Annotated in this window: 26 protein-coding genes; 14 read left to right on the forward strand and 12 right to left on the reverse strand. The window is 65.8% G+C overall.

Translation table 11 applies throughout. The features are described from left to right. Nucleotides 1-36: 36 nt before the first annotated feature. A complete protein-coding gene (locus A8950_RS08775) occupies nt 37-2,166 on the reverse strand; it encodes a thioredoxin domain-containing protein (RefSeq protein WP_243735584.1) in 2,130 nt (709 codons plus the stop codon). 118 nt (nt 2,167-2,284) lie between these two features. Between A8950_RS08775 and A8950_RS08780 the strand changes: the two genes are divergently transcribed. Both A8950_RS08780 and A8950_RS08785 read left to right on the forward strand, forming a co-directional pair. Continuing rightward, nucleotides 2,285-2,773, forward strand: coding sequence for a PAS domain-containing protein (locus A8950_RS08780; protein ID WP_166645079.1), 489 nt, complete (start codon nt 2,285-2,287; stop codon nt 2,771-2,773). Between the two features lie 172 nt (nt 2,774-2,945). Beyond that, nucleotides 2,946-3,461 carry a PAS domain-containing protein gene (locus A8950_RS08785; RefSeq protein WP_166645080.1) on the forward strand — a complete coding sequence of 172 codons (516 nt, stop codon included), beginning with the start codon at nt 2,946-2,948 and terminating at the stop codon, nt 3,459-3,461. 95 nt (nt 3,462-3,556) lie between these two features. Here A8950_RS08785 and A8950_RS08790 read toward each other — a convergent pair whose 3' ends face one another. Then, complete coding sequence (locus A8950_RS08790; protein ID WP_133613293.1) at nt 3,557-4,060, reverse strand: PAS domain-containing protein; 504 nt, start codon at nt 4,058-4,060, stop codon at nt 3,557-3,559. A gap of 233 nt (nt 4,061-4,293) precedes the next feature. Between A8950_RS08790 and A8950_RS08795 the strand changes: the two genes are divergently transcribed. Further along, nucleotides 4,294-4,539, forward strand: coding sequence for a DUF6489 family protein (locus tag A8950_RS08795; protein WP_133613294.1), 246 nt, complete (start codon nt 4,294-4,296; stop codon nt 4,537-4,539). On the opposite strand, the gene A8950_RS20000 is transcribed toward A8950_RS08795, so the two are convergent. Continuing rightward, nucleotides 4,511-4,984, reverse strand: coding sequence for a pentapeptide repeat-containing protein (locus tag A8950_RS20000; RefSeq protein ID WP_166645081.1), 474 nt, complete (start codon nt 4,982-4,984; stop codon nt 4,511-4,513). The genes A8950_RS08795 and A8950_RS20000 overlap by 29 nt on opposite strands. Between A8950_RS20000 and mnmE the strand changes: the two genes are divergently transcribed. From mnmE to A8950_RS08825, 5 genes are all read left to right on the forward strand, one after another. Then, on the forward strand, nt 4,984-6,324 hold the full coding sequence (gene mnmE / locus A8950_RS08805; protein ID WP_133613295.1) for a tRNA uridine-5-carboxymethylaminomethyl(34) synthesis GTPase MnmE: 1,341 nt from the start codon (nt 4,984-4,986) through the stop codon (nt 6,322-6,324). The genes A8950_RS20000 and mnmE overlap by 1 nt on opposite strands. A gap of 47 nt (nt 6,325-6,371) precedes the next feature. Beyond that, nucleotides 6,372-8,282, forward strand: a complete 1,911-nt coding sequence (mnmG, locus tag A8950_RS08810) for a tRNA uridine-5-carboxymethylaminomethyl(34) synthesis enzyme MnmG (protein WP_133613296.1) — start codon at nt 6,372-6,374, stop codon at nt 8,280-8,282. 7 nt (nt 8,283-8,289) lie between these two features. Beyond that, the gene (gene rsmG, locus A8950_RS08815) at nt 8,290-8,925 is read left to right on the forward strand and encodes a 16S rRNA (guanine(527)-N(7))-methyltransferase RsmG (protein ID WP_166645082.1); all 636 of its coding nucleotides are present in this window, start codon (nt 8,290-8,292) and stop codon (nt 8,923-8,925) included. A gap of 32 nt (nt 8,926-8,957) precedes the next feature. Continuing rightward, nucleotides 8,958-9,740: a ParA family protein gene (locus tag A8950_RS08820; RefSeq protein ID WP_133613822.1), complete on the forward strand. Its 783-nt coding sequence runs from the start codon at nt 8,958-8,960 to the stop codon at nt 9,738-9,740. 156 nt (nt 9,741-9,896) lie between these two features. Then, on the forward strand, nt 9,897-10,793 hold the full coding sequence (locus tag A8950_RS08825; protein WP_133613298.1) for a ParB/RepB/Spo0J family partition protein: 897 nt from the start codon (nt 9,897-9,899) through the stop codon (nt 10,791-10,793). A gap of 83 nt (nt 10,794-10,876) precedes the next feature. On the opposite strand, the gene A8950_RS08830 is transcribed toward A8950_RS08825, so the two are convergent. Continuing rightward, nucleotides 10,877-12,046: an acyl-CoA dehydrogenase family protein gene (locus A8950_RS08830; protein WP_133613299.1), complete on the reverse strand. Its 1,170-nt coding sequence runs from the start codon at nt 12,044-12,046 to the stop codon at nt 10,877-10,879. Nucleotides 12,047-12,300: 254 nt separating this feature from the next. Between A8950_RS08830 and A8950_RS08835 the strand changes: the two genes are divergently transcribed. Then, complete coding sequence (locus tag A8950_RS08835) at nt 12,301-12,990, forward strand: winged helix-turn-helix transcriptional regulator (RefSeq protein WP_208109808.1); 690 nt, start codon at nt 12,301-12,303, stop codon at nt 12,988-12,990. Nucleotides 12,991-12,992: 2 nt separating this feature from the next. Here A8950_RS08835 and A8950_RS08840 read toward each other — a convergent pair whose 3' ends face one another. The 5 genes from A8950_RS08840 to A8950_RS08860 all read right to left on the reverse strand — a co-directional run bounded on the left by A8950_RS08840 (nt 12,993) and on the right by A8950_RS08860 (nt 18,466). Then, nucleotides 12,993-13,451, reverse strand: coding sequence for a thermonuclease family protein (locus A8950_RS08840; protein ID WP_133613300.1), 459 nt, complete (start codon nt 13,449-13,451; stop codon nt 12,993-12,995). Nucleotides 13,452-13,524: 73 nt separating this feature from the next. Then, entirely contained in the window at nt 13,525-14,577 is a 1,053-nt protein-coding gene (gene holA / locus A8950_RS08845; protein ID WP_133613301.1) for a DNA polymerase III subunit delta, read from the reverse strand. Between the two features lie 15 nt (nt 14,578-14,592). After that, entirely contained in the window at nt 14,593-15,183 is a 591-nt protein-coding gene (locus A8950_RS08850; RefSeq protein ID WP_166645083.1) for a hypothetical protein, read from the reverse strand. After that, nucleotides 15,170-17,743, reverse strand: a complete 2,574-nt coding sequence (leuS, locus tag A8950_RS08855) for a leucine--tRNA ligase (RefSeq protein WP_133613303.1) — start codon at nt 17,741-17,743, stop codon at nt 15,170-15,172. Before leuS ends, A8950_RS08850 begins: the two co-directional genes overlap by 14 nt. A gap of 141 nt (nt 17,744-17,884) precedes the next feature. After that, nucleotides 17,885-18,466: a DUF3576 domain-containing protein gene (locus A8950_RS08860; protein ID WP_133613304.1), complete on the reverse strand. Its 582-nt coding sequence runs from the start codon at nt 18,464-18,466 to the stop codon at nt 17,885-17,887. Nucleotides 18,467-18,680: 214 nt separating this feature from the next. Between A8950_RS08860 and A8950_RS08865 the strand changes: the two genes are divergently transcribed. The 4 genes from A8950_RS08865 (at nt 18,681) to A8950_RS08880 (ending at nt 22,361) form a co-directional block, all read left to right on the forward strand. Continuing rightward, a complete protein-coding gene (locus A8950_RS08865) occupies nt 18,681-19,592 on the forward strand; it encodes a sulfotransferase domain-containing protein (RefSeq protein WP_133613305.1) in 912 nt (303 codons plus the stop codon). 434 nt (nt 19,593-20,026) lie between these two features. Next, nucleotides 20,027-21,127 carry a porin gene (locus A8950_RS08870; RefSeq protein ID WP_166645084.1) on the forward strand — a complete coding sequence of 367 codons (1,101 nt, stop codon included), beginning with the start codon at nt 20,027-20,029 and terminating at the stop codon, nt 21,125-21,127. Nucleotides 21,128-21,284: 157 nt separating this feature from the next. Next, nucleotides 21,285-21,953, forward strand: a complete 669-nt coding sequence (locus A8950_RS08875) for a YggS family pyridoxal phosphate-dependent enzyme (protein WP_133613307.1) — start codon at nt 21,285-21,287, stop codon at nt 21,951-21,953. A gap of 120 nt (nt 21,954-22,073) precedes the next feature. Continuing rightward, entirely contained in the window at nt 22,074-22,361 is a 288-nt protein-coding gene (locus A8950_RS08880; protein ID WP_243735586.1) for a GIY-YIG nuclease family protein, read from the forward strand. A 150-nt stretch (nt 22,362-22,511) separates the two neighbouring features. On the opposite strand, the gene typA is transcribed toward A8950_RS08880, so the two are convergent. The 3 genes from typA to A8950_RS19435 all read right to left on the reverse strand — a co-directional run bounded on the left by typA (nt 22,512) and on the right by A8950_RS19435 (nt 26,153). Continuing rightward, nucleotides 22,512-24,356, reverse strand: coding sequence for a translational GTPase TypA (typA, locus tag A8950_RS08885; RefSeq protein ID WP_133613308.1), 1,845 nt, complete (start codon nt 24,354-24,356; stop codon nt 22,512-22,514). A gap of 212 nt (nt 24,357-24,568) precedes the next feature. Beyond that, complete coding sequence (locus A8950_RS08890; RefSeq protein ID WP_243735587.1) at nt 24,569-25,561, reverse strand: adenosine kinase; 993 nt, start codon at nt 25,559-25,561, stop codon at nt 24,569-24,571. A gap of 139 nt (nt 25,562-25,700) precedes the next feature. Then, entirely contained in the window at nt 25,701-26,153 is a 453-nt protein-coding gene (locus A8950_RS19435) for a hypothetical protein (RefSeq protein ID WP_166645085.1), read from the reverse strand. A gap of 54 nt (nt 26,154-26,207) precedes the next feature. Between A8950_RS19435 and A8950_RS19440 the strand changes: the two genes are divergently transcribed. Then, a complete protein-coding gene (locus A8950_RS19440; RefSeq protein WP_166645086.1) occupies nt 26,208-26,879 on the forward strand; it encodes an EI24 domain-containing protein in 672 nt (223 codons plus the stop codon). Nucleotides 26,880-26,916 lie beyond the last annotated feature (37 nt).

The following is a 26,916-nucleotide window of genomic DNA, read 5'->3' on the forward strand; positions in this document are numbered from 1 at the left end:
CCTCGGCCTTGCTGCCGTCTATGGATTTAGACCTTCCTACGCCGCGCTGCGACGATTGGATGCCAGGAGCCGCGCCAGTTCCGTCGGTGCCGTCACCGGTGCCGAGCAGCTCTGCTGGCGGCAGACATAGGCCGTAGCCTTGCCGTCGACGGCCGTCTTGCCGGCGGCGGGGTGGAAGTCGGGCAGTGAAGCGGCATCGGCCAGGACCGAGACGATGAGATTGACCTGGGGCCCCGCCTTGAGGGCGGCCAGCAAGGCGGCGCAGCCGGCTTCGTCCCGCTGGCCGATGATGACCACATCGGTGACATGGGCGCGGAAATCGGCGGCATTGAGGAAGGTGGCGAGGGGGAAGAAATTGCGCTCGACCTCGCCGGCGAAGGTCTTCAGCAGCTCTGCCGCGCGCGCCTCATAGGCCGCATCGCCGGTCAGGTGATGAAGTCGCGTCAGCACGTCCAGCATCGTGCCGTTGCCCGAAGGTGTCGCATTGTCGCCGGCCGATTTGGTCCGGATGATGACATCCGTGGTGTCGTCGGCGGTGAAGAAATAGCCGCCGGCATCGTCCCAGAAATGCGCGTCGAGATCGGCGACGAGGCGTTTCGCGGCGGCGAGGTAGCGGCCGTCGCCGGTGGCCTCATGCAGGGCCAGGGCGGCGCGGGCGAGGTTGGCGTGGTCGTCGAGGGTCGCGGGATGCGCCAGCCGGCCCTGCGGCTGGTCGGGCGTGGCGCGCCAGGCATGTTTGAGGCGCCCGTTGCTGTCGCGCATCGTCGTCTCGATGAAGGCGAAGGCGTCTTCGGCGCGGCGCAGCCAGTCGGTCCTGGCAAAGACCTGGGCGGCCCTGGCGAGGGCGGCGATCATCAGGCCGTTCCAGTCGGCCAGGACCTTGTCGTCCCAGCCGGGGCGGATGCGGGTGTCGCGCCGTGCCAGCAATTTTGTGCGTGCCGCGGCGAGGCGCGCCTCGTCCTTCGGCGACAGCAGGCCGGATTGATGGCCGCGGGAGAGGATATTGGTGTCCTCCCAATTGCCCTCGGCTGTGACACCATAGACCTGCTTGAAGAAGGCGGCCTCGTCGCCCAGCACGGCATCGATCTCGGCTTCGTCCCAGACATAGAACTTGCCCTCGATGCCTTCGGAATCGGCATCCAGCGAGGCGGCGAAGGCGCGGTTGCCGGCCTCGTTCGGGGCGGCCAGCATCTCGCGCGTCAGCCAGCCGACGATCTCGGCTGCGCGCTCTTCATACAGCCGCTCGCCGGCATCGATCCAGGCATCGGCGAGCAGCGAGAGCAACTCGGCATTGTCATAGAGCATCTTCTCGAAATGCGGCACCAGCCAGGCGGCGTCGGTGGCATAGCGCGCGAGCCCGCCGCCCAGATGATCGTAGATGCCACCCTGCAGCATGCGCGTGAGACTGAGATGGACCGCCTCGCGATAGCGGCCGTCGCCATTCCTGAGATAGGCGCGCCACAGCAGGTTGAGGATCGGCGCCTGCGGAAATTTGGGCGCTCCCTCGATCCCGCCATGGACGAAATCGATCCGTCCCAGGAGATGTTCGGCGATACGGTCCAGGATCTCGGCCTCGATTGCCTCGCCTGCGGCGGGGACGGCCAGCCGGCGCATGGCCTCGGCGAGGCCGCCGACATTCTTCGCCACCTTCTCCTTGTCGTGGTGATAGGCGTCGGAAAGTGCCACCAGCACGTCGCCGAAGCCCGGCCGGCCGTAACGCGCCTCCTTCGGGAAATAGGTGCCGCCCCAATAGGGCTCGGCATCGGGGGTCAGGAACATGGTGAGCGGCCAGCCGCCCTGCTGGCCGAGAAGGGCCAGGGCCTGCTGGTAGATCTGGTCGAGGTCGGGCCGCTCCTCGCGGTCGATCTTGATGTTGACGAAACGCTCGTTCATCAGCGCCGCGATGCCGTCATCCTCGAAACTCTCATGGGCCATGACATGGCACCAGTGGCAGGCGGCATAGCCGACCGACAGCAGGATCGGCTTGTCGCTGGTGCGGGCTTCCTTGAGGGCGTCGTCGTTCCAGGCCCGCCAGTTGACGGGATTGTCCCGGTGCTGGAGCAGATAGGGGCTGGTCTCGTGGACCAGCAGATTGAGGGGATTGGGCTTGGCGGGGCGGGTGGGGGCGGCATGTCGGGTCATGGGGCTGAAGGTGGCAAGCGGCATCGCCTCAATCAACCGCATTGTGCTAATGGGTAAGAAGCGGTGGACCGGCGGCGACATGCACGGCGCTGCCAAACGAGCCAATCAGCCCACCGGCAGCGCCGGCAAGCAGGGTGTTCGAATGTCCGGGGACGAGCAGCAAGCCTTCTATGACGATGCGGCGGCGCTGCGTTCCGAGCGGCTGCGGGATTTTCACCGGCAATGGGTCGAAAGCTGTGGCGGCGCGCCCTATCCGGGCCTCGCCGCGATCGATCCCGTGCGCTTCAAGCCTTTCCTGGCCGATCTGGTGCTGGTCGACGTGCGCGATCCGAAGGAGCCGGTCTTCCGCCTGGTCGGCAGCGGCTTCAATGATTTCTTCACCCGGCCCTTCAGCGGGGAAAAGGTGCGCAACGCCGCCTTTCCCGAGCGGGAGCTCATCCTCGAGAGTTATCGCCAGGTGGCGCTGAGCGGCCGGCCGTTGCTGGGCTGGTATCGCTGGCACTCTGAGGAGGGAGTGACCTATCACTCCGAATTCGTCGTACTGCCCTTTGGCGATGGCAAGGTCGAGCGCCTGCTGGTGATGGAGGATCTCGATCCCGCCCGCCAGGGCCGCACCACGCAGCCGGGCTGAGCGCCGCGAGGCTGTCGGGGGCGTCGCATCACTCGCCGATCCATGCCCTGCCCGAACCTGTTCAGGTCAGCCCGTTTTCCGGCCAGACGATCGGATCAACCGCAATTTCCGGATGGCAATATTTAATGCGCGGCCATGGATTAGGACGGGGTCATGGCTCGTTGGACTCTTCATGACGACAAATCTGCATTCGGCTGTGCCAGTACTCGTTTCCGTACCAACACCGGCGCCGGAATCGACGCGCCTCGATGCCCTGCAGAAAAAATGGCAGGAAGACAGGGGCGCGCGGGCATTTCCGCCTTTGGCGGCGATCGATCCGATCGCGCTGAGACCCTTCCTTGGCGATCTGGTGGTGGTCTGTGTCAGTGACCCGGCGCGGCCGCAATTCCGCCTGTTCGGTTCCGGTTTCCGGGAGTTCTTTGGCCTCGATTGCAGTGGAATGGCAGTGCTGGATTCGCCCTTTCCGGAGCGGGAGGCGATGGCGGCCGCCTATGCCCGGGTGGCGCTTTCGGGCCGGCCGGAACTGGGCCGTTATTGCTGGCGCTCGCAGACCGGCTGCACCTATCAGTCGGATTATGTGATCCTGCCCTATGGCGACGGCGACAAGGTCGCGCGCCTGCTGGTACTGGAAGATCTTGACGAGGCGCGCCGGGCGCGGCGCCGGGCGATGGGCTGCCTCCTGACCTGACCGAGCCAGAGCCGAACAGACCCGACCTGGCCCGACCTGGCCCGCTTGGCCGAGGCGGGAAAAGGCCGGCGGCCTGGCGGAAGCCGTTTCCTGCCCTAATTCCGTTGCTGACCTGGATCCTCCCGGCCGAGATCGATCCGGTAGGTGACTTCGAGGATGTGGTCGACCGTCTTGCCATCGGCGGCGAAGGGGAACTGGATGCCGACGATCTGGCGCAGGGAATTGTCGAGATGGTGCTCCTCGGCATAGCTGCGCGGCCTGCCGCTCTTGCGCACGATGTCGTAATCGCTTTCCAGCATGGTCTGGAATTCGGGCAATTCGCTGATTTCGTCGAGATAGCGGCCGGTCATGTCGAAACCGAGTTCCGCCGCGGTTCCCGGACCATCCTGAATGATGAAGTAGCGCGGGCCCTTGCGCCCCGGCTCGTGCCGGATCTGGACGATGCAGAGATGATCGCTGGCCGGCGCGAAGGCCGCCTGCGCCGGCACGTCATAGGCCGGCAGGGTGTCCGCCGCCGGGCGCAACCGCTCCCAGGCCTCCAGCAGATCCCGCAATCTGGGATCGAGAGGCAAATTCAGATAGTTGATATAGCCTGTCATATGGGCGCTCTAGCACAGAAGCGGGCGGATGTGCACTCCCCCTCCCGGTGGGGTGGCAATGTCACCGGATCGTCACCGGCAGGACCTGGTCGGCCGCGCGCCTTCTGCTGCCGGCCTTTAGTTGCGCGGCGCCATCGGCTAGTGTCGCCACCGAACCCAAGCTGGTAAATCCACGCCGGCGAACCAAAGCTACGGAACGATGTCATCTTGTTGACGGGACTGCGGGAGGCCGGATGAAGATCCATCTCGATATCGATTGCACGCCGGAGGAGGCGCGGGCCTTTTTCGGCTTGCCCAATGTGGCGCCGATGCAGGAAGCCGTGATGCAGGAGATGCAGGACCGCGTCATGGCGGCGATGCGCGGGACCGATGCCGAGACGCTGCTGAAGACCTGGCTGCCGGCGGGTGCCGCCGGGCTCGAGCAGATGCAGAAGATGTTCTGGCAGGGCTTCACCGGCGGCAGCGACAGCAAGAAGTAGCCCCATGACGGACCGATCCCGGCCGGGCGATCCGGCACCCTATTACCAGGCCCATGTCTTCTGCTGCGTCAACGAGCGACCGGCAGGCCACGCCCGCGGCTGCTGCAAGAGCCGCGGCGCGGAGAAGCTCAGGAACTACATGAAGGCGCGCGCCAAGGAACTCGGCCTCGGCGATCTGCGCGTCAACCAGTCGGGCTGCCTCGACCGCTGCGAACTCGGTCCCACCCTCGTCATCTATCCGGAGGGCGTCTGGTACACCTATCACTCGATCGAGGATGCGGAAGAGATCATCCAGCGCCACCTGATCCGGGGCGAGCGCGTCACGCGCCTGATGCTGCTGCCGGAAGACCGCCTGCCGGAAGACCGCCTGCCGGAAGACCGCCTGCCGGAAGACCGCCTGCCGGAAGACCGCCTGCCGGAAGATCGCCTCGCCAAAGCGGGGCAATGAGCGCGGATACCATCTTCGCCCTGGCCACGCCGGCGGGACGATCGGGCGTCGCTGTCTTTCGTCTTTCCGGTCCGCGTTCTGGAGAGGTGCTGGAAACCCTTACAGGACGGCCGCTTCCGCGGCCGCGCGAGGCGATCAGGCGGCGGCTCTTTTCATCAGCTGCCACCGACGAACATCGCATCCTCCTCGACGACGCGCTCGTCATCTACTTCAGGGCACCCGCCAGCTTCACCGGCGAGGATGTGGTCGAACTGCACGTCCATGGCGGGCCGGCCATCATCGCGGCCATTGGCAAGGCGCTGAGTGCTGCCGGTCTGCGCCTCGCCGAGGCGGGCGAGTTCACGCGCCGCGCCTTTGATCACGGCAAGCTGGATCTCCTCGAGATTGAGGGTCTCGCCGATCTCATCGCCGCCGAGACGGAAGCGCAAAGGCGCCAGGCCCTGCGCCAGGCGGAGGGAGAATTGTCGGCGCTCTACGAAAGCTGGCGCGGCGCGCTCATTTCGGCGCTCGCCCGCATGGAAGCGGCGATCGATTTTCCCGACGAGGACCTGCCGGTCGATCTCATCGCCCTGGTGGACGAGACCCTGCGCGTGCTGGCGCGCGAGATCGAGACGCATCTCGCCGACGATCATCGCGGCGAGATGCTGCGCGAGGGATATTCGGTCGCCATCATCGGTGCACCCAATGTGGGGAAGTCATCGCTGCTCAATCGCCTCGCCGGTCGTGAGGCCGCCATCGTCTCGGCCCGCGCCGGGACGACGCGGGATGTCATCGAGGTGAAGCTGGACCTTGCCGGCTATCCGGTGCTGGTGGCCGATACGGCGGGCCTGCGCGAGAGCCCGGACGAGATCGAGCAGGAGGGGGTGGCCCGTGCCCTCAAACGGGCCGAATTCGCCGATCTCAAGCTGATCGTTTTCGACGGCGCCGTCTGGCCCGATTTCGATCCCGCCATTGCCGAGCGGATTGACGAGGCGGCGATTGTCGTATTGAACAAGGCCGAATTCGTGGCCGATCCCGATCCCGCCATTGCGGGGCGGCCGCTCCTCAAGGTTTCGGCGAAGACTGGCCTCGGCCTCGATGCCCTGGTGGCGGCGCTGACGGGGCGGGCGGCGGCGGCGCTCAACCCGGGTGCCCAGCCGGCGCTGACCAGGCTGCGGCACCGGGCGGCGCTGGAGAGGTGCCTCGGCGCCCTCAACCGGGGCCGGACCGCGCCGGTGGTGGAATTGAAGGCCGAGGATCTGCGTCTCGCCGTGCAGGCTTTGGGCCGGATCACCGGACGGGTGGAAGTCGATGATGTTCTCGATTTGATCTTTCGGGAATTCTGCATCGGCAAGTGATCAAGCTATTGAAATATATGTAAATATTGAACTGTTTCACGTGAAACATGAGCGCTGAGCAAAAATTCGATGTGATCGTGGTGGGCGGCGGCCATGCCGGGACCGAAGCGGCGGCAGCGGCGGCCCGCGCCGGGGCCCGCACCCTGCTGCTGACCCATGATCCGCAAAAGATTGGCGAGATGTCCTGCAACCCGGCCATTGGCGGCCTCGCCAAGGGCCATCTGGTGCGCGAGATCGACGCCCTCGACGGGATCATGGCCCGCGCCATCGACCGGGGCGGCATCCAGTTCCGCATGCTCAATGCCTCCAAGGGCCCGGCCGTGCGCGGCCCGCGCGCCCAAGCCGACCGCAAGCTCTATCGCCAGGCGGTGCAGGCGCTCCTCGCCGAGCAGGCGAATCTCAGCATCCAGGCGGGGGCTGCCGCCGATCTCGAGATCGGCCGCGATGGCCGGGTGGCGGCGGTGATCACCGAGGCGGGCGCGCGGCTCGCTTGCGGCGCCGTGGTGCTGACCACCGGCACCTTCCTCAACGGCCTCATCCATTGCGGCACGGAACGGGTGCCGGCGGGGCGGGTGGGGGAGCAGCCTTCCCTGAAGCTGGCCGAGACCCTGAAGCGCCTCGCTCTGCCGCTGGGCCGGCTGAAAACGGGCACGCCGCCGCGCCTCGATGGCCGCAGCATCGACTGGAAATCCCTGGATTCGCAGCCCGGCGACAACCCGCCGCTGCCGATGTCCTATCTGACGGCCGAGATCACCACGCCGCAGATCGCCTGCGGCATCACCTATACCGGCGCCGCCGGCCATTCCGTCATTCGCGACAATATCCATCTCTCGGCCGTCTATTCCGGCCAGATCGAGGGGACGGGGCCGCGCTATTGCCCTTCGATCGAGGACAAGGTGGTGCGTTTCGCCGACAAGGACCGCCACCAGATCTTCCTGGAGCCGGAGGGCCTCGACGACGACACCGTCTATCCCAACGGCATTTCCACCTCGCTGCCCGAAGCGGTGCAGCGGGATCTCCTCAGGACCATTCCGGGCCTCGAGCAGGCGGTCATGCTGCGGCCGGGCTATGCCATCGAGTACGATTTCGTCGATCCCCGGGCCCTCAGACCCAGCCTGGAGCTGCGCGCGCTGCCGGGTCTGTTCCTGGCCGGGCAGATCAACGGCACCACCGGTTACGAGGAGGCGGCGGCGCAGGGCCTGATGGCCGGGCTCAATGCCGCCAGGCTGGCGGGTGGGGCCGGGGCAAATGGCGGGGGGGAGGGCGTCAGCCTCGACCGTGCCACGGCCTATATCGGCGTCATGATCGACGATCTTGTTTCACGTGGAACATCCGAGCCCTACCGCATGTTCACCAGCCGCGCCGAATACCGGCTGCAGCTCAGGCAGGACAATGCCGACCAGCGCCTGACCGGCCTGGGCGAGGCCTGGGGCATCGTCGGGAGTGCCCGTTCCCGGGCCTTCGCCGGGAAAATGGCCGCCCTGGCGGCGGCGCGGGGGGTCATGGAGGGCCTTTCCGCGACGCCCAGCGAACTGCGCAAGCTGGGCCTTGCCGTCAACCAGGACGGCCAGCGCCGCACGGCCATGGGGCTCCTCGGCTATCCAGACATCGATCTCGCCCGGCTCGGCCAGATCTGGCCGGAGATCCAGGGTTTCCGCCCGGAAATCGCCGAGCAGATCGAGATCGAGGGCCGCTATGCCGGGTACCTCAAGCGCCAGGAGGCGGATATCCTGGCCTTCCGCAAGGACGAGGCGCTGATTCTGCCCGAGGATCTCGATTACGATTCCATCCCCTCGCTCTCGGCCGAGGTGCGGGAAAAGCTGAAACAAGCCCGCCCGGTTTCCCTCGGCGCCGCCCAGCGCATCTCGGGTGTCACCCCCGCCGCCCTCACCATCCTGCTGCGCCATGTGCGCCGCCGGAAGGACGAGCGCCGGGAAAGCGAAAGACAGAGTGCCTGAGGCATCCGTGACTCCCGCCGAATTTTCCGCAGAAATGAGCCGGATCGGCCAGGATGTTTCACGTGAAACATTAGCCGCCCTGGAGACCTATGCCGCTTTGCTGGTGAAATGGCAGGCGCGCATCAATCTGGTGGCGAAGGATACGCTGCCCGACCTCTGGCGGCGGCATTTCCTGGATTCGGCCCAGCTGCTGCCCCTGCTGCCGCCGGGGGAGGCGCCGATCACCGATCTCGGCTCCGGCGCCGGCTTCCCGGGGCTGGTCCTCGCCATCATGACCGGGCGGCAGGTGCATCTGGTTGACTCGGATGAACGCAAGGGCGCCTTCCTGCTGGAGGCGGCACGCCAGACCGGGGTGCTTGGCCGCGTCACGATCCACACGACGCGGATCGAGGCGGCGACAGCCTGGCCCGCACCCATCGTGACCGCCCGGGCGCTGGCCAGCCTGCGGCAATTGCTGGACTGGGCCGAGCCCTATCTGACACCCGCCAGCACCTGCCTCTTTCTCAAGGGGGCGCGGGCGGATGAGGAATTGACCGAGGCCGCGCGCATCTGGACAATGCAGGCGAAGCGCCATGGGAGCCTCACCGATTCCAGCGGCGTCATCCTGGAACTTTCTCACCTGCAAAGACGGGGTAGGGCGTGAGCGACGGCCAACAGAACCATCAGCCGCGGATCATGGCTGTCGTCAACCAGAAGGGTGGCGTCGGCAAGACCACGACCGCGGTCAACCTGGCGACGGCCCTGGCGGCCTGCGGGAAAAAAGTCCTAATAATTGATCTCGATCCCCAGGGCAATGCCTCGACCGGGCTCGGCCTCGAGGCGGCGCAGCGCGAGACCGGCGCCTATGAGGTCCTCATCGATGGCGCGAGCCTGAAGGACGCAACACAACCGACGATTGTCCCCAATATGTGGATCGTGCCGACCACGCCGGATCTGGCCGGCGCCGAGATCGAGCTGATCGATCTCGACCGGCGCGAATACCGCCTGAAGGACGCGCTGGCAGCCGATCCGCTCCTCTATGATTTCGTCCTCATCGATTGTCCGCCCTCGCTCTCGCTCCTCACCTTGAATGCGATGGTGGCGGCGGATTGCGTGCTGGTGCCGCTGCAATGCGAGTTCTATGCGCTGGAAGGCTTGAGCCAGCTGATCAAGACGGTCGAGCGCGTGCGGCAAAACCTGAATCCGGTGCTGGAAATCCAGGGCGTCGTGCTCACCATGTATGACAAGCGCTCGAGCTTGAACGAACAGGTGGCGGCCGATGTGCGCGCCTATTTCGGCGACAAGGTCTATGAGACCGCGATCCCGCGCAATGTCCGCATCGCCGAGGCGCCTTCCTATGGCAAGCCCGCCTTGCTCTACGACATCCGCTGCGCGGGATCGCAGGCCTATATCCACCTCGCTTCCGAATTGCTGCGGCGGGAGCAGGGCCAGGCGGGTAAATCGCTGAAGGTGGCGTAAGGCCGAGAGGCCACCCCCCACCCCGACCCTCCCCCTCAAGTGGGGAGGGGGTTCAGATCGAATGGTCGCAAACGCCACGCTCCAATCCTCTCCCACTTGAGGGGGAGAGTTAGAGAGGGGAATGGCAACTGAAGATTCCAAGCAAAGAAGACGAATATGGCGAAGAAACATCTGGGACGGGGATTGTCGGCGCTGCTGGGCGGCGATCCGGCGGTGGCGGCGGCAACGGCGCCGCATGCGGGCGAGGCAGCGGCGGCGGCCGTGGCCGGCCAGCGCCAGGTGGCGATCGAGCTGCTGCATCCCGGCAGGTACCAGCCGCGCGGCCATTTCAACACCCAGGCGCTGGAAGACCTCGCGCAATCGATCCGCAGCAAGGGCGTGCTGCAGCCCATTCTCGTCCGCGCGCATCCCAGTCGCCCCAAGGGCGAGTTCGAGATCATCGCCGGCGAACGCCGCTGGCGTGCCGCACAGCTGGCGCAGCTCCATGAAGTGCCGGTGGTCGAGAAGCAGCTCACCGACCGCGACGCGCTCGAGATCGCCCTCATCGAGAACATCCAGCGCCAGGACCTCAATCCGCTGGAGGAGGCCGAGGGCTATCACCGCCTGATGCAGGAATTCGGCTATACCCAGGAGGAGCTGGCCGAGCGCCTGGGCAAGAGCCGCTCCGCGCTCGCCAACAGCTTGCGCCTGCGCGAGCTGCCGGGCCAGGTGCGCTCCATGCTGGTGGATGGCAGGCTCAGTGTTGGCCATGCGCGCGCGCTGCTGACCTGCGCCGATCCGGTCGCGGTGGCGAATGAGGTGGTGGCGCAGGGCCTCAACGTACGCCAGACGGAAAAGCTGGCCCGTGATTTCAAGCCCGGCGCGTTGCTGAAATCGACGAAGGCGAAGAAGGCACCAAAGGAAAAGGATGCCGATACCAAGGCGCTCGAACGTGACCTGGCGCTCAAGCTCGGCCTCAGGGTCGAGATCGATTTCGACGGCAAGGGCGGCAAGGTCACCCTGCACTACAAGACGCTCGCCCAGCTCGACGGCCTGATCGCGAAACTGGGCTGATCGCGAAACTGGCGCCGTCTTAAGGGGGAATCATCCCCGGGCCAAGCCCCGGGGATGACGGGAACGATCTGGCGTCGATTCCCTCAGTACACCTTGGCCGTGTCGAGGCCCAGGGCGACGCTGCCGGCATAGAGCGCCTGCTGGCCCTGCTGCATCGGGTGGTAGCGCGCCCCCTGCACGTCGCGGAAATGCCGCTCCAGTTCATTGTCGCGATAGAAGGCGCCGCCGCCCGCCGCTTCCATGGCCAGCTCGGTGGCGGCGATGGCGTGGCGCGCCACCAGCGCGCGGCCGATCATGATCTCGTTGGTGGTCGCCGGCCCGGGCTGCGCCGTCTCGGCCAGAGCGACCATGGCGGCTTGGGCCAGCTGTGCCGTGCGCAATTCCGTCTCCATCCGCCCCACCAGGGCCACCACCTCGTTGCTCTGCCGGCGCTTCGCCGCGAGTTCCAGGGCGCGGGTGCGGGCCGCCTCGGCGACGCCGAGATAGGCCGAATAGATCAGCGGGAAGGCGATCATCGAGATGATGTGGAAGAGGGGATGCCATTCGCCCTGCTTGCGCTTGAGGGCGACGGCTTCCTCCGGCACCACATGGCCGTTGATGACGACATCGTTGGAACCGGTGCCGCGCATGCCCATGGTCTTCCAGCTCTGGATGATGCTGACATGGGGCGATTTCATTGGCACGCCGAAATGCAGCACCATTGGTCCTTCCGGCGCTTCCTCCCAGACCGCACCGGTCATCAGGATGTCGCCGGCCTCCGCCGCCGAGGTGAAGACTTTCCGTGCGGTGATGCGATAGCCGCCCTCGACCTTCTCCGCCTTGCCGGAGCCGGCGATCCAATCGGAGCCGCCGGAGGACAGCAGGACGAGGTTCTCGGCGGCGACCCGCTTCAAGAGCGGGGCCACCGGGGCCGCCTGCTGACGGGTCCAGCGCCAGGCCGGGATCGCCACCTGATGCGTGTGCATGGAAAAGGCAAGCGCGGTCGAGCCGCAATGCTGCGCCAGTTCGCGCACCATGCCGGCCAGCGCCGAGATGCCGGCGCCACCGCCGCCGAGATCGGCCGGCACGCCGGCGGTAACCAGGCCGGCCGCCTTCAGCTCGGCAAAATTCTGGGCGACGAAGGCGTCAGTGTCGTCGGCCGTCCGGGCGCGGGCGGCAAAGCCGGGGCCCAGTTTCCTGACGATGGCAATGGGGTCGATACCCGTTTCGGGCGAGATGTTAACAACGGCTTCCGCCTGGCTGGTCCTGCTCATGATGCTCTCCTGGATCGTTTCTTAGGGGCAATGATTGAGGTCTCGACTCCGCCGCCGGCTCCTGCCCGGCCTCGGATGGCGCGTTCTCTCACCAGCCCTGCGATCCGTTCCAGTCCAGTTTGTGTAGCGGCTCCGCTGGCATTCTCACCCGCTCCGGTGGTACAGATTCTGGAGCTGCATGCTGGCCCGGCCGGGTCTAGGCTCGCCGGCTTTTCGAACGGGGACGGTTCACCTTGTGAGGAGGGAGTGGCGTCATGGACATGCAGACAAGCTATGCGAGCTATGGGCAGTTCTGCCCGATCGCCATGGCCGCGGAGATATTCTGTACCCGCTGGACGCCGCTGATCCTGCGCGAGCTTCTCTGCGGCAGTCACCATTTCAATGACATCCGCCGTGGCGTGCCGCGTATCTCGCCGACCCTGCTCTCGAAGCGCCTCAAGGAATTGCAGCAGGCCGGCATCGTCACCTGCCAGGAACAGGCGGGCGGCACTGAATACCACCTGACCCAGGCCGGCGAGGATCTCCGCGGCCTGGTGATGGCCCTGGGCTTCTGGGGCACACAATGGGTCGACACGGGCAAGGCGCTGGCGAAGCTCGACCCCAGCCTGCTGATGTGGGATATGCGCCGCAACCTCAACCCGACGCCGCTGCCGCCGCGCCGCGCCACCATCCAGTTCCATTATCCCGAGCTGCCCAGCCGGCGCGATTGGTGGATGCTGGTGGAAAAGCGCAATGTGGATCTCTGCCAGACCGATCCCGGCTTCGAGATCGACCTATATGTCGAATGCCCGCTGAAAAGCATGACGGCGATCTGGATGGGACTCACCACGGTCAAGAGCGAGATGGCGGCGGACCGCCTGACATTAACCGGCGACCGGGAGCTTGCCCGCTCGATGCAGGCCTGGCTCGGCCTCTCGCCTTTCGCGCCCAACCGGGCCAACTAGCCTCAGCACCAGTTCCGGCGCTTGCCGCCGTCATAGGGGCGCGCGAGACCGGCGCGGATCAGCGTGTCGCCCAGCGACTGGCCGCCGATCGAGACATGGGCATCGATGCGGCCGCCATATTTGTCCCAGCCGATTGCGGAAAAGACGATCGCGTCGCCGCGCCGCTTCGCCTCATGGATCAGGAAGCGGGTGAGGGCGGTGGCCTTGGCGCCGAGGTCGCGCTCCAGTGCGCATGCGGCACGGCCGCCGGCCTCCGGCGTGTCGATGCCAAGGACGCGCACCTTGATCGGCTGCAATTCGGGCGGCAGGCCGGGCAGTTCGACGCGAAGGGTATCGCCGTCGACGGCGCCCAGCACCAGCCAGCGATAGCCGTCATCGGGTGCCGCCAGCGCCGCCGCGGCAAGACCGAGGTGAAGCAGTGACAGGAAAACCAGTAGCGGAAGATGGCGGCGCCCGATCATGGCGTCATCGATGCGCCGCCGGTCCGAGTCGCCACAAGCGACGCGCGGCTGCAATGGTGGCGGCTTTCTCGCGCTAGCTTCGGCCCGCCGCTTTTCCCGGCGCGCCCTTGTCGGCGAGGCTCGCCACTTCCATCAGGCCGCGGCGGATCAGGGTTTCCGCCATCTGGTGATAGCGCATCGCCTCGGCCTCAAGCTCGGCAAGGCGCAGCAGCGCCTGGGCGATCGAACCGGCCTGCCAGCGGCGGCACTGGTTCTTGAAGCCTTCCAGCGCCTTCCAGAAGACGCGCGGCTGCAGGCTGTTCATGGCGGCATCCAGGCTCTCGCCGCGCTGCATGCGCGCCACCACCTGGTGGAGGCGGAGGAAATGCCGCGACACCATCTTCACCAGCAGGACGGGATGCGTCTCGGCCAGATTGCGGTCCAGCTGACGCTCGAGCGATCTGAGATCGCCGAGGCCCACCGCCTGGCAGAGGTCGTCGAGGCCGACCGCCGCCTGGTCGGCGACGCAAGCCTCGGCATCCTTCAGCGTCACGCGCTTCTCGTCGCCCATATAGAGGATGAGCTTGTCGATCTCGGAGCGGGTGACGCCGCGATCGCCGCCCAGATTGGCGGCGAGGTAGTCGACGGCATCGCGCGCGATCTCCAGCCCGGACGCGCGCAATTGCGCGGTGACGAGGGCCGGCAGATCGGCCGCCTCGTCGCGATAGCAGGCAATGGCGCCGGCATGGGGCAGGGCCTCGAACAATTTCTTCAGGCTGGACTTTCCGCCGATATCGCCGGCCTCGGCCACCACCAGGCATTGCCGGCTGTCGCGATGTGCCGCCAGCAATTCGGCAAAGACCGGCTCCAGCGCATCGGCGACGCGGCTGACCCGCACCACCCGCCGCCCGCCCATCATGGCGATGGCATGGGCCTCGTCGGAGAGCCGCGCCGGATCCGCCTTGATATCGTCGCCGGTCATTTCGGCAAGGCGGAAGGGGTCGTCCGCCTCGCCCAGCACGGCGCGGGTCATCTGGTTGGCGCGCTCGCGCACCATGCCCTCGTCGGGGCCGAAGACCAGCACCGCCGCCACTTCCTCGCCGGGCTGGCGCAGGAATCGCTCCAGGGCCTGGCGCTCCAGCTTCATGGCGCCGCCGGCGCCTCAGCCATTGGCGACGAAATAGGTCGACAGGCGGAACTTCAGCATCTCGGCCAGCTGCTTGGCGGCGCGCTCGCGGGCGTCGTTCTGGGCGACGAGGTCGAGATAGGGCTCGCGCACCTTGTTGAAGGAGGAATAGACGAAGACGTCCTCCAGCATCAATTCGGTGCCGTCGACCCTGCCGAGGCGGAAATGCGATTTGAGGCGCAGATCGTAGCGGTCGATCTCGCCGTCATCGGAGGCAAGGGTCGGATCAACCTGCTCGCTCAGCTCCATGCTGAGCTCATAGGCCGGATTGGTCGGCTGGCCATAGGGGTTGAGGGCGTTCCTGAGCGCGTTGTGCAGCACCTGCGCGGTACGCGCATCGTATTTGGCCTTGCCGGCGGCGTCATAGGGGCTGGCCGAGCGTTCCCAGACCGGCGCCTTGATCTTGATCGCGGCGAGGTGCGAATCCACCGTGGCGCCCGATTGCGCCGTGGTGCTGGTCTGGCCGTAAAGCGGCCGGAAGCCGCAGGCGGAAAGCGCCGCACCGGCACCGCCAAGCGCGATGCCGCTGCCAAGCGACTGCAGAAGAGCGCGTCTAGACCACGACATTGACGATCCTGTTTGGCACCACGACAACCTTCTTCGGCGACTTGCCGTCCATGGCGCGGATGACCGCATCCTCGGCCAGCGCCCGGGCCTCCGCCACCGCCCGGTCGCAATCGCGCGGCAGCTGGATGGTGGCGCGCAGCTTGCCATTGACCTGGATGGCGACGGTCGCCTGGTCGTCGATGATAAGCTGCGGATCGGCTTGTGGCCAAGCGGTCTCGGCCAGCAGGGTCTGGTGGCCCAGGCGCTGCCAGATCTCTTCGGCCAGATGCGGCATCATCGGGCCGATCAGCTGAGCCAGGGTGTCGAGAGCTTCCTTGCGGGCGAACAGGCCCGGCGCGTCTGCCAGCTTCTCGGTGCCGAGATCGGCCAGGAAATTGACGAATTCATAGATCTTGGCGACGCCGCGGTTGAAGCGGAACTTCTCGATATCGTCCGAGACGGCGGCGATCGCCTTGTGGGAAGCGCGGCGCAGATCCAGCGCCGGGCCCTCGGCCACCGCCGGCGTGGCGCCCGCGATGCCGGGCAGCGCCTCCAGCCACTGGTCGGTGAGGCGCCAGATGCGCTGGGTGAAGCGCCAGGCGCCGTCGACCCCGGAAGCGGTCCATTCCATGTCGCGCTCGGGCGGGCTGTCGGACAGCACGAACCAGCGCGCGGTATCGGCGCCATAGGCGCCGATGATGACATCCGGCGCCACCACGTTCTTCTTCGATTTCGACATCTTCTCCGAGCGGCCGATCTCGACCGGCGCGCCGCTGCCGACGCGCACCGCCTTCTCGCCCTGCTTCTCGACCTCGGCCGGGTTCAGCCATTCGCCGGTCTTGGGGTCGCGATAGGTTTCGTGGCAGACCATGCCTTGCGTGAACAGGCCGGCAAAGGGCTCGTCCAGCTTCACATGGCCGGTCTTCTTCAACGCCCGGGTGAAGAAGCGGGAATAGAGGAGATGCAGGATGGCATGCTCGACGCCGCCGATATACTGGTCGACCGGCAGCCAGTAATCGACCAGCGTCTGATCGACCGGCTGGTCGTGGCGCGGCGCGCAGAAACGCGCGAAATACCAGGATGAATCGACGAAGGTGTCGAAGGTGTCGGTCTCGCGCCGGGCCTTCTTGCCGCATTTGGGGCAATCGACATGCTTCCAGCTCGGATGGTGGTCCAGCGGATTGCCGGGCTTCTCGAAACTGACGTCATCGGGCAGCAGGACGGGAAGATCCTCCTTCGGCACCGGCACGGGCCCGCAGGCATCGCAATGGATGATCGGGATCGGGCAGCCCCAATAGCGCTGCCGGCTGACCAGCCAGTCGCGCAGGCGGAAGATCGTGGTGCTCTCGCCGTCGCCCTGTTCCTTGAGCTTGGCACCGGCCTTTTTCTTGGCGCCCTCGCTGTCGAGGCCGTCGAGGAACCCGGAATTGTAGATGACGCCGTCATCGGTATAGGCGGTATCGCCGACCGCAAAGGTCTTCGGGTCGGCATCCGGCGGCAGCACCACCGGAATCACGCCGAGGCCGTATTTGCGGGCGAAATCGAGGTCGCGCTGGTCGTGGGCGGGGCAGCCGAAGATGGCGCCGGTGCCGTATTCGATGAGGACGAAATTGGCGATGTAGACCGGCAGCGTCCTGCCCGGCATCAGCGGATGCTCGACCTCGAGGGGCAGGCGATGGCCCTTCTTCTCCTGCGTCTCGACCGCGGCTTCCGAGGTGCCGGCGGCGCGGCATTCGGCGATGAAGGCGGCCACCTTGGGATCATGCTGCGCCGCCTCTTCCGCGATCGCATGGTCGGGCGAGACGGCGATGAAGCTGGCGCCGAACAGCGTGTCGGGGCGCGTCGTGAAGACCTCGATGCGCTGGTCGCTGCCCTTGATGCGGAACCGCACATAGGCGCCGGTCGACTTGCCGATCCAGTTCTCCTGCATCAGCCGGACCTTCTCCGGCCAGCGCTCCAGCGAAGAGAGCGCCGAGAGCAGGTCATCGGCATATTCGGTGATCTTCAGGAACCACTGGCTGAGCTTGCGCTTCTCCACGGGTGCGCCGGAGCGCCAGCCCTTGCCGTCGATCACCTGCTCGTTGGCGAGCACGGTGTGGTCGACCGGGTCCCAGTTGACGAAGGCCTCCTTGCGGTAGGCGAGGCCGGCCTTGAAGAAGTCGAGGAAGATCGCCTGCTGGTACTGGTAATAGCCCGGATGGCAGGTGGCCAGCTCCTTCGACCAGTCGAGGGCGAGGCCCATGCGCTTCAGTTCGGCGCGCATATTGGCGATGTTGTCATAGGTCCAGGCGGCCGGGTGGACTTTCATGTCCCTTGCGGCGTTCTCGGCGGGCAGGCCGAAGGCATCCCAGCCCATGGGGTGGAGGACGTTGAAGCCCTTGGCGCGCTTGTAGCGGGCGACCACGTCGCCCATCGTGTAGTTGCGCACATGGCCCATATGGATGCGCCCCGACGGATAGGGGAACATCTCAAGGACATAGTATTTCGGCAGGGTCGTGTCGGCAGAGCTGGCAAAGCAATTGCGCGCATTCCACGCCGCCTGCCATTTGGTCTCTGCTTCCAGGAAGTTATAGCGTGACATGGTGGGTTTTCTGTTCGGGACATTAAACATGTCATGCCCCGGCTTGGCCGGGGCATCCACGAGTTTGATCTGTTGCCTGCCAACTCGTGGATGGCCCGCCTGAAGCGGGCCATGACAACGGAACTAAAAAGGCGGCTGCCCCTACTCCTGCTGCCCGGACTGGCGCAGCTGCCGGGCGCGGGTCAGGATGGCGTTCTCGAGGTCGGTCGCCGTGTTGAGCGCCACCGGCGCATCGATCCACTGGCCGCCCATGTCCTGCTGGCGGAAGACCGAGGCGCGGATGCCGTCGGCGCGCAAGGCGCGGCCCAGGATATAGATATTGACCTTGAAGCGCTCGCCCGGCGTCGCCGGCGGGGTGTACCAATCGGTGATGATGACACCGCCGAAGGGGTCGGCCGAGACCAGCGGCATGAAGGACACTGTGTCGAGGCTGGCGCGCCACAGCAGCGAATTGACGCCGACCCCGCCGCCGCCGGACCCGTCATCGGGGGCCGCGGGGCCGCCGAACAGGCCGCCGGGACCGAAGACCGTGGCGCCTTCCTCGTATTGCGGACCGGAATCGCCCTTCTGCCGGCGGGTCGGGTATTGCTCCTCGCCGCCCAGATCGGCATTGCAGGCGCCAAGGACAGCCAGTGCGGCAAGGCCGGCGAGGGCGCAGGACCAGCGTTTCCCGAGAATACCGCCGGACGGGGGCCGGCCAGTGCGATGATGTGGGAGTTTCATATTGACGGCCTGACGCTCTTGCCCCTAAAGCCACCTTCTTGAACGAGCCGGTCACGGCGCGGGATGGGCCGGTTCTCAATGGCTTATCCGCGCTGCGCCGGATCTCAGGCGGCGGCCCATGACTGGTAAGCGAAATCCGGCCCCGCCGTCAACCAAATCGCTATCGGCAGATCGCTGCCGGCAGCTCGCAGCCGGCGGCGCGGCAAGAGGACCAATGGGCAAGATTCTGTGGCTGGCCAGCTATCCCAAATCGGGCAACACCTGGCTCCGGGCGTTCATCCACAACCTGCTGCGCCAGGCCGACCCGAAGGCCGGCGCGGCGCCGGTCGACATCAACGACATGAACCGGCTGACCACCGGGGATTCCCTGGTGCAGTGGTTCCGCCATCTCGACCCGCGCCCGCCCCTGGCCTGGAGCCGCCAGGACGTCGCCGCCATGCGCCGCGGTGCGCAGCTGGCCATGATGGCCTCGAAGCCCGGCACGGTGATCGCCAAGACCCATAATGCCCTCCTCGAGCTGCACGGCCACCCGACCATCAATATGGACCTGACCGCCGGCGCCATCTATGTGGTGCGCAACCCGCTGGACCTCGTCATCTCGCTGGCCGACCATTACGGCGTCGACATCGACAAGGCGATCGAGGTCATGGGCGACACCAATAATGGCGGCCTCGCCGACGGCAACATCGTGTTCGAGATCCATTCCTCCTGGTCGGTCCATGTCAAAAGCTGGACCCACCAGGCGCATCCCGGGCTCCATGTCGTGCGCTACGAGGACATGCTGGCCAAACCCCGCGAAGCCTTCGGCGGCATCGCCCGCTTCATGGGGCTGAACCCGCCCCGGGACAAGCTGGAGAAGGCGATCGAGCTCTCTTCCTTCAAGAACCTGCGCCAGCAGGAGGAGGCCAAGGGCTTCCAGGAAAAATCGCAGAAAGGCTCCCGCTTCTTCCGCGTCGGCAAGGCCGGGCAATGGCTGGAAACCCTGACCCCCGCCCAGATCGAGCGGATCGTGGCCCAGCATCAGGAGCAGATGGCGCGGTTCGGCTATTGGCCGCTGCCGGGGGCGAGGGACAGCGCCAGGGCCGAACCGGCCGGCGAAAAAGCCGAGGATATCGTCCGACACTGAGGTTTTTTCAGGTAGGAATTCCCAAACTCCGTCACCTCTGGCTGGAAGACAGGGCAGTTGTCGAGGCTTGTGGCTTCCCGGCCTGTTTCCGTCCGGCAACGGCCCTGCCAGGAACCTTGGGCAAACGTCGCAAGTATGGGCGGCGAAACGCATTTCCGCCCGTTCCGTCCTTGTGGCTTTTGCGCCACAGGGGCGGGAAAATGCCACAGTGTTCGGCTCAAATGGTTTGACACCCCCCCACCCATTCCAGGAATGTATCGCTGGTTCCGGACTGCCCATGCAGTTTGAGTCGTTTGCGTTAAGGACTTAACCCAACCGACTTGGCAAGGTGGACCGCGGACGAGGGGCATCCGGCCCCGCCTTCAAACCGATACGGCGCAGACCGACGGAGAAGGATGGTGCCGGTGGCAATCGCAAACTTAGGGAATCTCGAGATGAAAAAAGTTCTCCTGGGGACCTCGGCTCTGCTCGGCGTCGGCCTCCTGGCCGGTACCGCTCAGGCGTCCGACGGTGTCAAGCTCAGCCTGGGTGGTTACATGACCAACCAGATGGGCGTCGCGTTTGACGACGACAGCGCTGGCGAAGCCGGTGACAACATCAACGCCTTCGGCGTTGGCACCGATGCCGAAATCTACTTCATCGGCAGCGTCACGCTGGACAATGGCGTGACCGTCGGCGTCCGCTTCGACCTCGAAGGCGGCGACGAAAACAACGACCAGATGGACCAGGCCTATGCCTACTTCAAGGGCGGCTTCGGTGACATCCGCATCGGCTCGCAGGCCGGTGCCGCCGGCAACATGTACATGCTGCCGCCGGGCTCGACCGCGAACTTCGGCCCGTACTCGCCGAACACCACCGGCTCGGCGCTGAGCCCGGGCGTGTTCGATCCGGAAGGCATGCTTGCCAACCAGGACAAGTCGCAGAAGCTGGTCTACTACTCGCCGAACTGGAGCGGTTTCAGCTTCGGTGTGTCGTTCACCCCGAACGACAACGAGAAGGACTACAACAACGGCGACAACGCTGACGGCCAGTGGCGCGCTGCCAGCGCGCAGGGCGATTCCGACAACAACATCGGTCTCGGCCTGCACTACACCCACGAGGGTGACGGCTGGGGTCTCGACCTCGGCGCCGCCGCCTATTGGGAAGGCGACGTGCAGCAGAAGGTTGCTGGTCAGGATGAGCAGGCCGGTTACAACGCCGGTATCAACCTGAGCTTCGGTGGCTTCGCCTTCGGTGTCGCCGGTACCTATCTCGACGACGGCAACGGCGCCGGCCAGGATATCTGGTCGATCGGCACCGGCATGACCTACAACGTCGAAGCCTGGACCGTCGGTCTTGGCTGGGCGCATGCCGAGCTCGAAGTTGCTGGCGCTCGTGACGCTTCGGCCGACCGCGTCGGCGTCACCGGCAACTACGCCATGGGTCCTGGCATCGATCTCGATGCCGGCATCTTCTACACCTGGGGCGAAGACGCCGTCGGCGAAGGCGACTACGACTCGATCGAGTTCGGCGTCGGTTCGTCGATCTCCTTCTGATTTCGTCCAGCGCAAGCTGGCGATACCAGGTATGGAATGGAAAGGGCGCAGGGAAACCTGCGCCCTTTCTGCTTTCGCGGTCGGGGTTGCAGCGCCGACCAGCCGTTGACCACGGCACTTCCCCGCGCCGATCGCCCCCCCTATATTCGGCGCCATCATGACTGGCCATATCGCTGAGAATCTGCGCGCCGTCGGCGCCGCCATCGCGTCTGCCGCGCGCGCGGCCGACCGCGATCCCGCCGCAATCACCCTGATCGCCGTCTCCAAGACCCATCCGGCCGAGGCCGTGGCTGCCGCCATCGCCGCCGGGCAGATGGTTTTCGGCGAGAACCGCGTGCAGGAGGCGCAGGCCAAGTTTCCCGCCCTCAAATCGGCGCATCCCGCTCTCGAGTTGCACCTCATCGGCCCGCTGCAGACCAACAAGGTGAAGGAGGCGGTGGCGCTTGCCGACGTGATCCAGTCCCTCGACCGGCCGAAGCTGGCCGAGGCGCTGGCCGCCGAGATGGCGAAACAGAACCGCCGCCCGCGCCTCTTCATCCAGGTCAACACCGGCGAGGAGCCGCAGAAGGCCGGCATTCATCCGGGCGATGTCGACGGTTTCGTCATGCTCTGCCGCGACCAGCTCAAACTCCCCGTCACCGGCCTGATGTGCATCCCGCCGGTCGATCAGCACCCGGCGCCGCATTTCGCGCTGCTCAGGAAACTCGCCGCGCGCCACGGCTTCGCCCAGCTCAGCATGGGCATGAGCAGTGATTTCGAAACCGCCATCCAGTGCGGCGCCACCCATGTCCGCATCGGCACCGCGATATTCGGGAAAAGGGGGTAGTGGAATAGCGGCGATGGGTGGTTGGGCCGGAGCACCCACGCGTTCCTTCAATCACTCACGAACAAACTCGTGGATGGCCCGCCTAAAGCGGGCCATGACAGTAATGGGGAATGGCGCACCGTGTTCGCCGCTGTTTACATCATGACCGACGGGCCAAACGGCACGCTCTATGTCGGCGTTACGACCGATCTCGCCAGGCGCGTGAGCCAGCATCGTGCTGGCGAGATTGTCGGTTTCACGAAGCGGTATGACCTGAAGCAGCTGGTCTATTTTGAACCACACGAAGACATCAACGCGGCAATCCATCGCGAGAAGCGATTGAAGAAATGGCCGCGTGCCTGGAAGGTCCGACTGATAACACGCGAAAACCCGGAATGGCGGGACCTCTACCACGACCTGTTTCGCTGACGGCATTTCCCAATTGTCATGGCCCGCTTTAGGCGGGCCATCCACGAGTTTGTTGGTCACTGAAGAAGGCAACTCGTGGATCCCCCGCCTGCGCGGGGGATGACAGGCAAATATGGCTGGCCTTTACGAGGCCGCCCCTACGACGTCCCCTTACGACGCCTGGGCGGCGGCGGCGGCTTCGGCGGCTTTTTCGGCCTTCTTGCGGTCGTTGGGATCCAGGATCGCCTTGCGGATGCGTACTGCCTTCGGCGTCACCTCGACCAGCTCGTCATCCTCGATATAGGCGAGCGCCTGCTCGAGGCTCAGCTTCATCGGCGGGGTGAGGCGGATGGCCTCGTCCTTCGAGGTGGTGCGGATGTTGGTGAGCTGCTTCGACTTCAGTGGATTGACCTCGAGGTCGTTCGAGCGGCTGTTCTCGCCGATGATCATGCCCTCATAGACGGGGACGCCGGCATCGATCATCAGCTTGCCGCGCTCCTCGAGATTCCAGAGGGCATAGGCGACGCTGTTGCCATTGGCGTTCGAGATGAGGACGCCGTTGCGGCGCCCCTCGATCGGGCCCTTATAGGGCTGATAGGCATGGAACAGGCGGCTCATCACGCCGGTGCCGCGCGTATCGGTTAGGAACTCGCCGTGATAGCCGATGAGGCCGCGCGACGGCACCAGCAGGACAAGGCGCGTCTTGGCGCCGCCGGAAGGGCGCATCTCGACGAGCTCGCCGCGGCGCTGGCCCAGCTTGTCGATGACGACGCCGGAAAATTCCTCGTCGACATCGATCACCACTTCCTCGATCGGCTCCAGGCGCTGGCCGGTCTTGGGATCGGTCTGGAAGATGACGCGCGGCCGGCTGATGGACAGTTCGAAACCCTCGCGGCGCATGGTCTCGATGAGGACGCCGAGCTGCAACTCGCCGCGCCCCGCCACCTGGAAGGCGTCCTTGTCGGCGGTCTCGGTTATGCGGATGGCGACATTGCCCTCGGCCTCGCGCATCAGCCGGTCGCGGATCATGCGGCTCGTCACCTTGTCGCCATCGCGGCCGGCGAGCGGGCTGTCATTGACCGAGAAGGACATGGCAAGCGTCGGCGGATCGATCGGCTGCGCCTTCAGCGGCACCTCGACCTCTGGTGTGGCGATGGTGTCGGCGACGGTGGCGTCGGTCAGGCCGGCAATGGCGATGATGTCGCCGGCCTCGGCCTTCTCGACCGGGGTGCGCTCGATGCCGCGGAAGGCCAGCAGCTTGGTCAGGCGCCCGACCTCCACCTGGGTGCCGTCGGGGCGCATGGCGCGCAGCGGCATGTTGACGGTGGCGGTGCCGGTCTGGATGCGCCCGGTCAGCACGCGGCCCAGATAGTTGTCGTATTCAAGCGTGGTGACCAGCATCGAGAACGGCTTGTCGTCCTCGACCTTCGGCGCCGGCACATGGCGCACGATGAGGTCATAAAGCGGCGAGAGGTCCTTGCGCTCGCCCTTCTCCAGATCCTCGGTCGCCCAGCCCTGTTTCGAGGAGGCGAAGAGGGTCGGGAAGTCGAGCTGTTCCGGCGAGGCGTCGAGGGCCGCGAACAGGTCGAAGACCTGGTCATGCACCGCATGCGGGTCGGCATCCGGCCGGTCGCATTTGTTGATGACGACGATCGGGCGCAAGCCCAGGCGCAGCGCCTTGGTGGTGACGAATTTGGTCTGCGGCAGCGCACCCTCGGCGGCATCCACCAGCAGCACGACGCCGTCCACCATCGAGAGGATGCGCTCGACCTCGCCGCCAAAATCGGCGTGGCCCGGGGTGTCGACGATGTTGATCCTTGTATCCTGCCACTGGATCGAGGTGCATTTGGCCAGGATCGTGATCCCACGTTCCTTTTCCAGGTCGTTGGAATCCATCACCCGCTCGGCCACCTGCTGGTGGGCGCGGAAGGCGCCGGATTGTTTCAGCAGCTGGTCGACCAGGGTAGTCTTGCCGTGGTCGACATGGGCGATGATGGCGATATTGCGCAGTTTCATGACGTCGCTTTTCGAAAATTGCGTTGGCACCCATCATCCCATGACGATTATTACAATCGTCACCGACCCCCCTCTCTAACTCACCCACTCGAAAGGGGGCGAGGACTGGAACGAGGCTGTTGCCGCCGCTCGGATCGACTCCCTCCACCCTTAGCGGGGGAGGGTCGGGGAGGGGGGTGAAGGGCGCTTTTCTCGCCGCGGCTTGTACAGGATTAGCCGACCTGCTGCAACAGAAGCTCGGCCAGGGGGGTCTGCGGCCTTGCCCCAAAATGGCTGATGATCTCGCCGGCCGCCAGTGCCGCGATGCGGCCGCTATCGGCATGCTCGCGACCCTGGGTATAGCCATAGAGGAAGCCGGCGGCATAAAGATCGCCCGCCCCGGTCACATCCACCACCTTGTCGACCGGCCAGACCGGGATCTGGATCACTTTCTTGTCGGTGGCGATGAGCGAGCCCCTGGCGCTCCGGGTGATGGCGGCAAGGCCGCAATGCCGTTGCGTGATGCGGACCGCCTCGTCGAAATCGCTGACCTGCCACAGCGCGGTGATCTCATGCTCGTTGGCGAACAGGATATCGACATGGTTCTTGACCAGGTCCTGGAACTCGGCCCGGTAGCGCTCGACGCAGAAGGGGTCGGAGAGGGTAAGGGCGATCTCGCGCCCGGCGCCATGGGCGATGTTGGCGGCCTTCAGGAAGGCCTGCTTGGCCAGCGGCGGGTCCCACAGATAGCCTTCCAGATAGGTCACCCGGGCGCGGGAAATGACCGCGGGGTCGACATCCTCCGGCGTCAGCTCGACGCAGGCGCCGAGATAGGTGTTCATGGTGCGCTCGGCATCCGGCGTCACGAAGATCATGCTGCGCGCGGTCGGCGTGGCACTGGTCGCGGTGGCGGTCTCGAAATGCACGCCCAGCGCCTTCATGTCGTGGCGGAAGATGCCGCCCAGTTGGTCGTTGCCGACCTTGCCGATATAGGCGCCGCGCCCGCCGAGCGACGCAAGGCCGGCAATGGTGTTGCCGCAGGAGCCGCCGGAGGCCTCGACCGCGCTGCCCATCGCCTCATAGAGCTCCTCGGCGCGGGCGGCGTCGATCAGGGTCATGGTGCCCTTGTTGAGCTGCATGCGGTCGATGAAATCGAGATCGCAATGGGCCAGCACGTCGACAATGGCATTGCCGATCCCGCAGACGTCGAAAGGCTTGTCGGTCACTTCATCCCCGCATGTTGCTCCCCGGCCCGGCGCCGGGCCGTCAATGGCGCGGGAGTATAGGGATCGGCGGGCCCGGGGCAAGGTTGCCGGTCATGACGTCGGACGAAGCGGCGCAAGGCCTGCTCCGCTGATCGGCGTTTCAGCTGATCGGCGTTTCCGGGCAGCGGGTGAGGTCGATGGTGGGGCGGAAGCCGATTCCGGGTCCCTCGCAATGCTCGCGGGCGCGGTCGGGGCCGGTGAGGGTAAGGGAACAGGCGATGAGGCCGATCTCGGGATAGGCGCTCTGCCGGAAATCCTGGGTATAGACGGCGATATTGGCGGCAAAGGCCAGATCGGCGCCGGCCGGCGGGTCCTCCACGGCCTGCAGGTCGCGGAACCAGATGGCGCTTTGCGTCAGGTTGAGCTGATAGCCGGTGTCGTCGCACCAGGAGCCCATCAGGGCGGCCGCCTCATGCGGTCCTTCGGCGCGCAGCGGCAGGGCTGCCGCCATCAGGCCGAGGACGAGGCCGAGTTGACCCAAGCGGCGCCGCAGCAGGCGATGCCTGCGCGGGGTGGGACCGGGTGGCGGGGGGGAAGGGTCGTCGTTGCACATGGCCCGATCATCCCCTACATCTTGGCAACAATCAGGCAGAATTGGAAAAACAAGGTGTTGAAAGCCCTTTCCCTGGCCTTCGGCCAGCTTGGCGACCCCCGCATCCAGAAGGTCATCGGTTTCAGCGTCGGCTTGGCCATCGCCGTCTTCGCCGGCCTCATTGCGCTGACCTGGTACCTGATCGGCGCCTTTTCCGGGCTTGACGGCTGGTGGGGCTCGGCGGCCCAGGTGCTGGGCGGCTTCGCCGCCTTCGTGGTGGCCTGGTTCACCTTCCCGATGGTGGCGGTGGCAGCCGCCGCCCTCTTCTCCGATCAGGTCATTGATGCCGTCATGGCGCGGCATTATCCGGAAAGGCCGATGCCGCACAGCGTGCCGGTCGTCGGCGCCATTCTGGACGGTGTCAAGATGGCGCTGGTGGCCCTTATCGGCAATATCGTCATCCTGCCGCTGCTCTTCGTGCCGCCGGTCTACGCGACGGTGGCCTATGTCCTCAACGGCTATCTGCTGGGGCGCGAATATTTCGAAATGCCGGGTTTCCGCCGCCTGTCCCGGCCGGCGGCACGCGACATCTTCCGCCGCCATCAGGGCCGCTTCATCCTCGCCGGGATCATCATCGCCTTTCTCTCGACCGTCCCTGTGTTAAACCTGATCGCACCTGTTCTTGGCATCGCTTTTATGGTGCATATCTTTGAATCTGTGGTAAATCTGGAAACGCGCCGGGGGTGAATCCTTCTCCGTCCGCCGCCCCGAGTCGAGGTCCTGC

It is taken from the genome of Dongia mobilis, from assembly GCF_004363235.1.
Lineage (GTDB): Bacteria > Pseudomonadota > Alphaproteobacteria > Dongiales > Dongiaceae > Dongia > Dongia mobilis.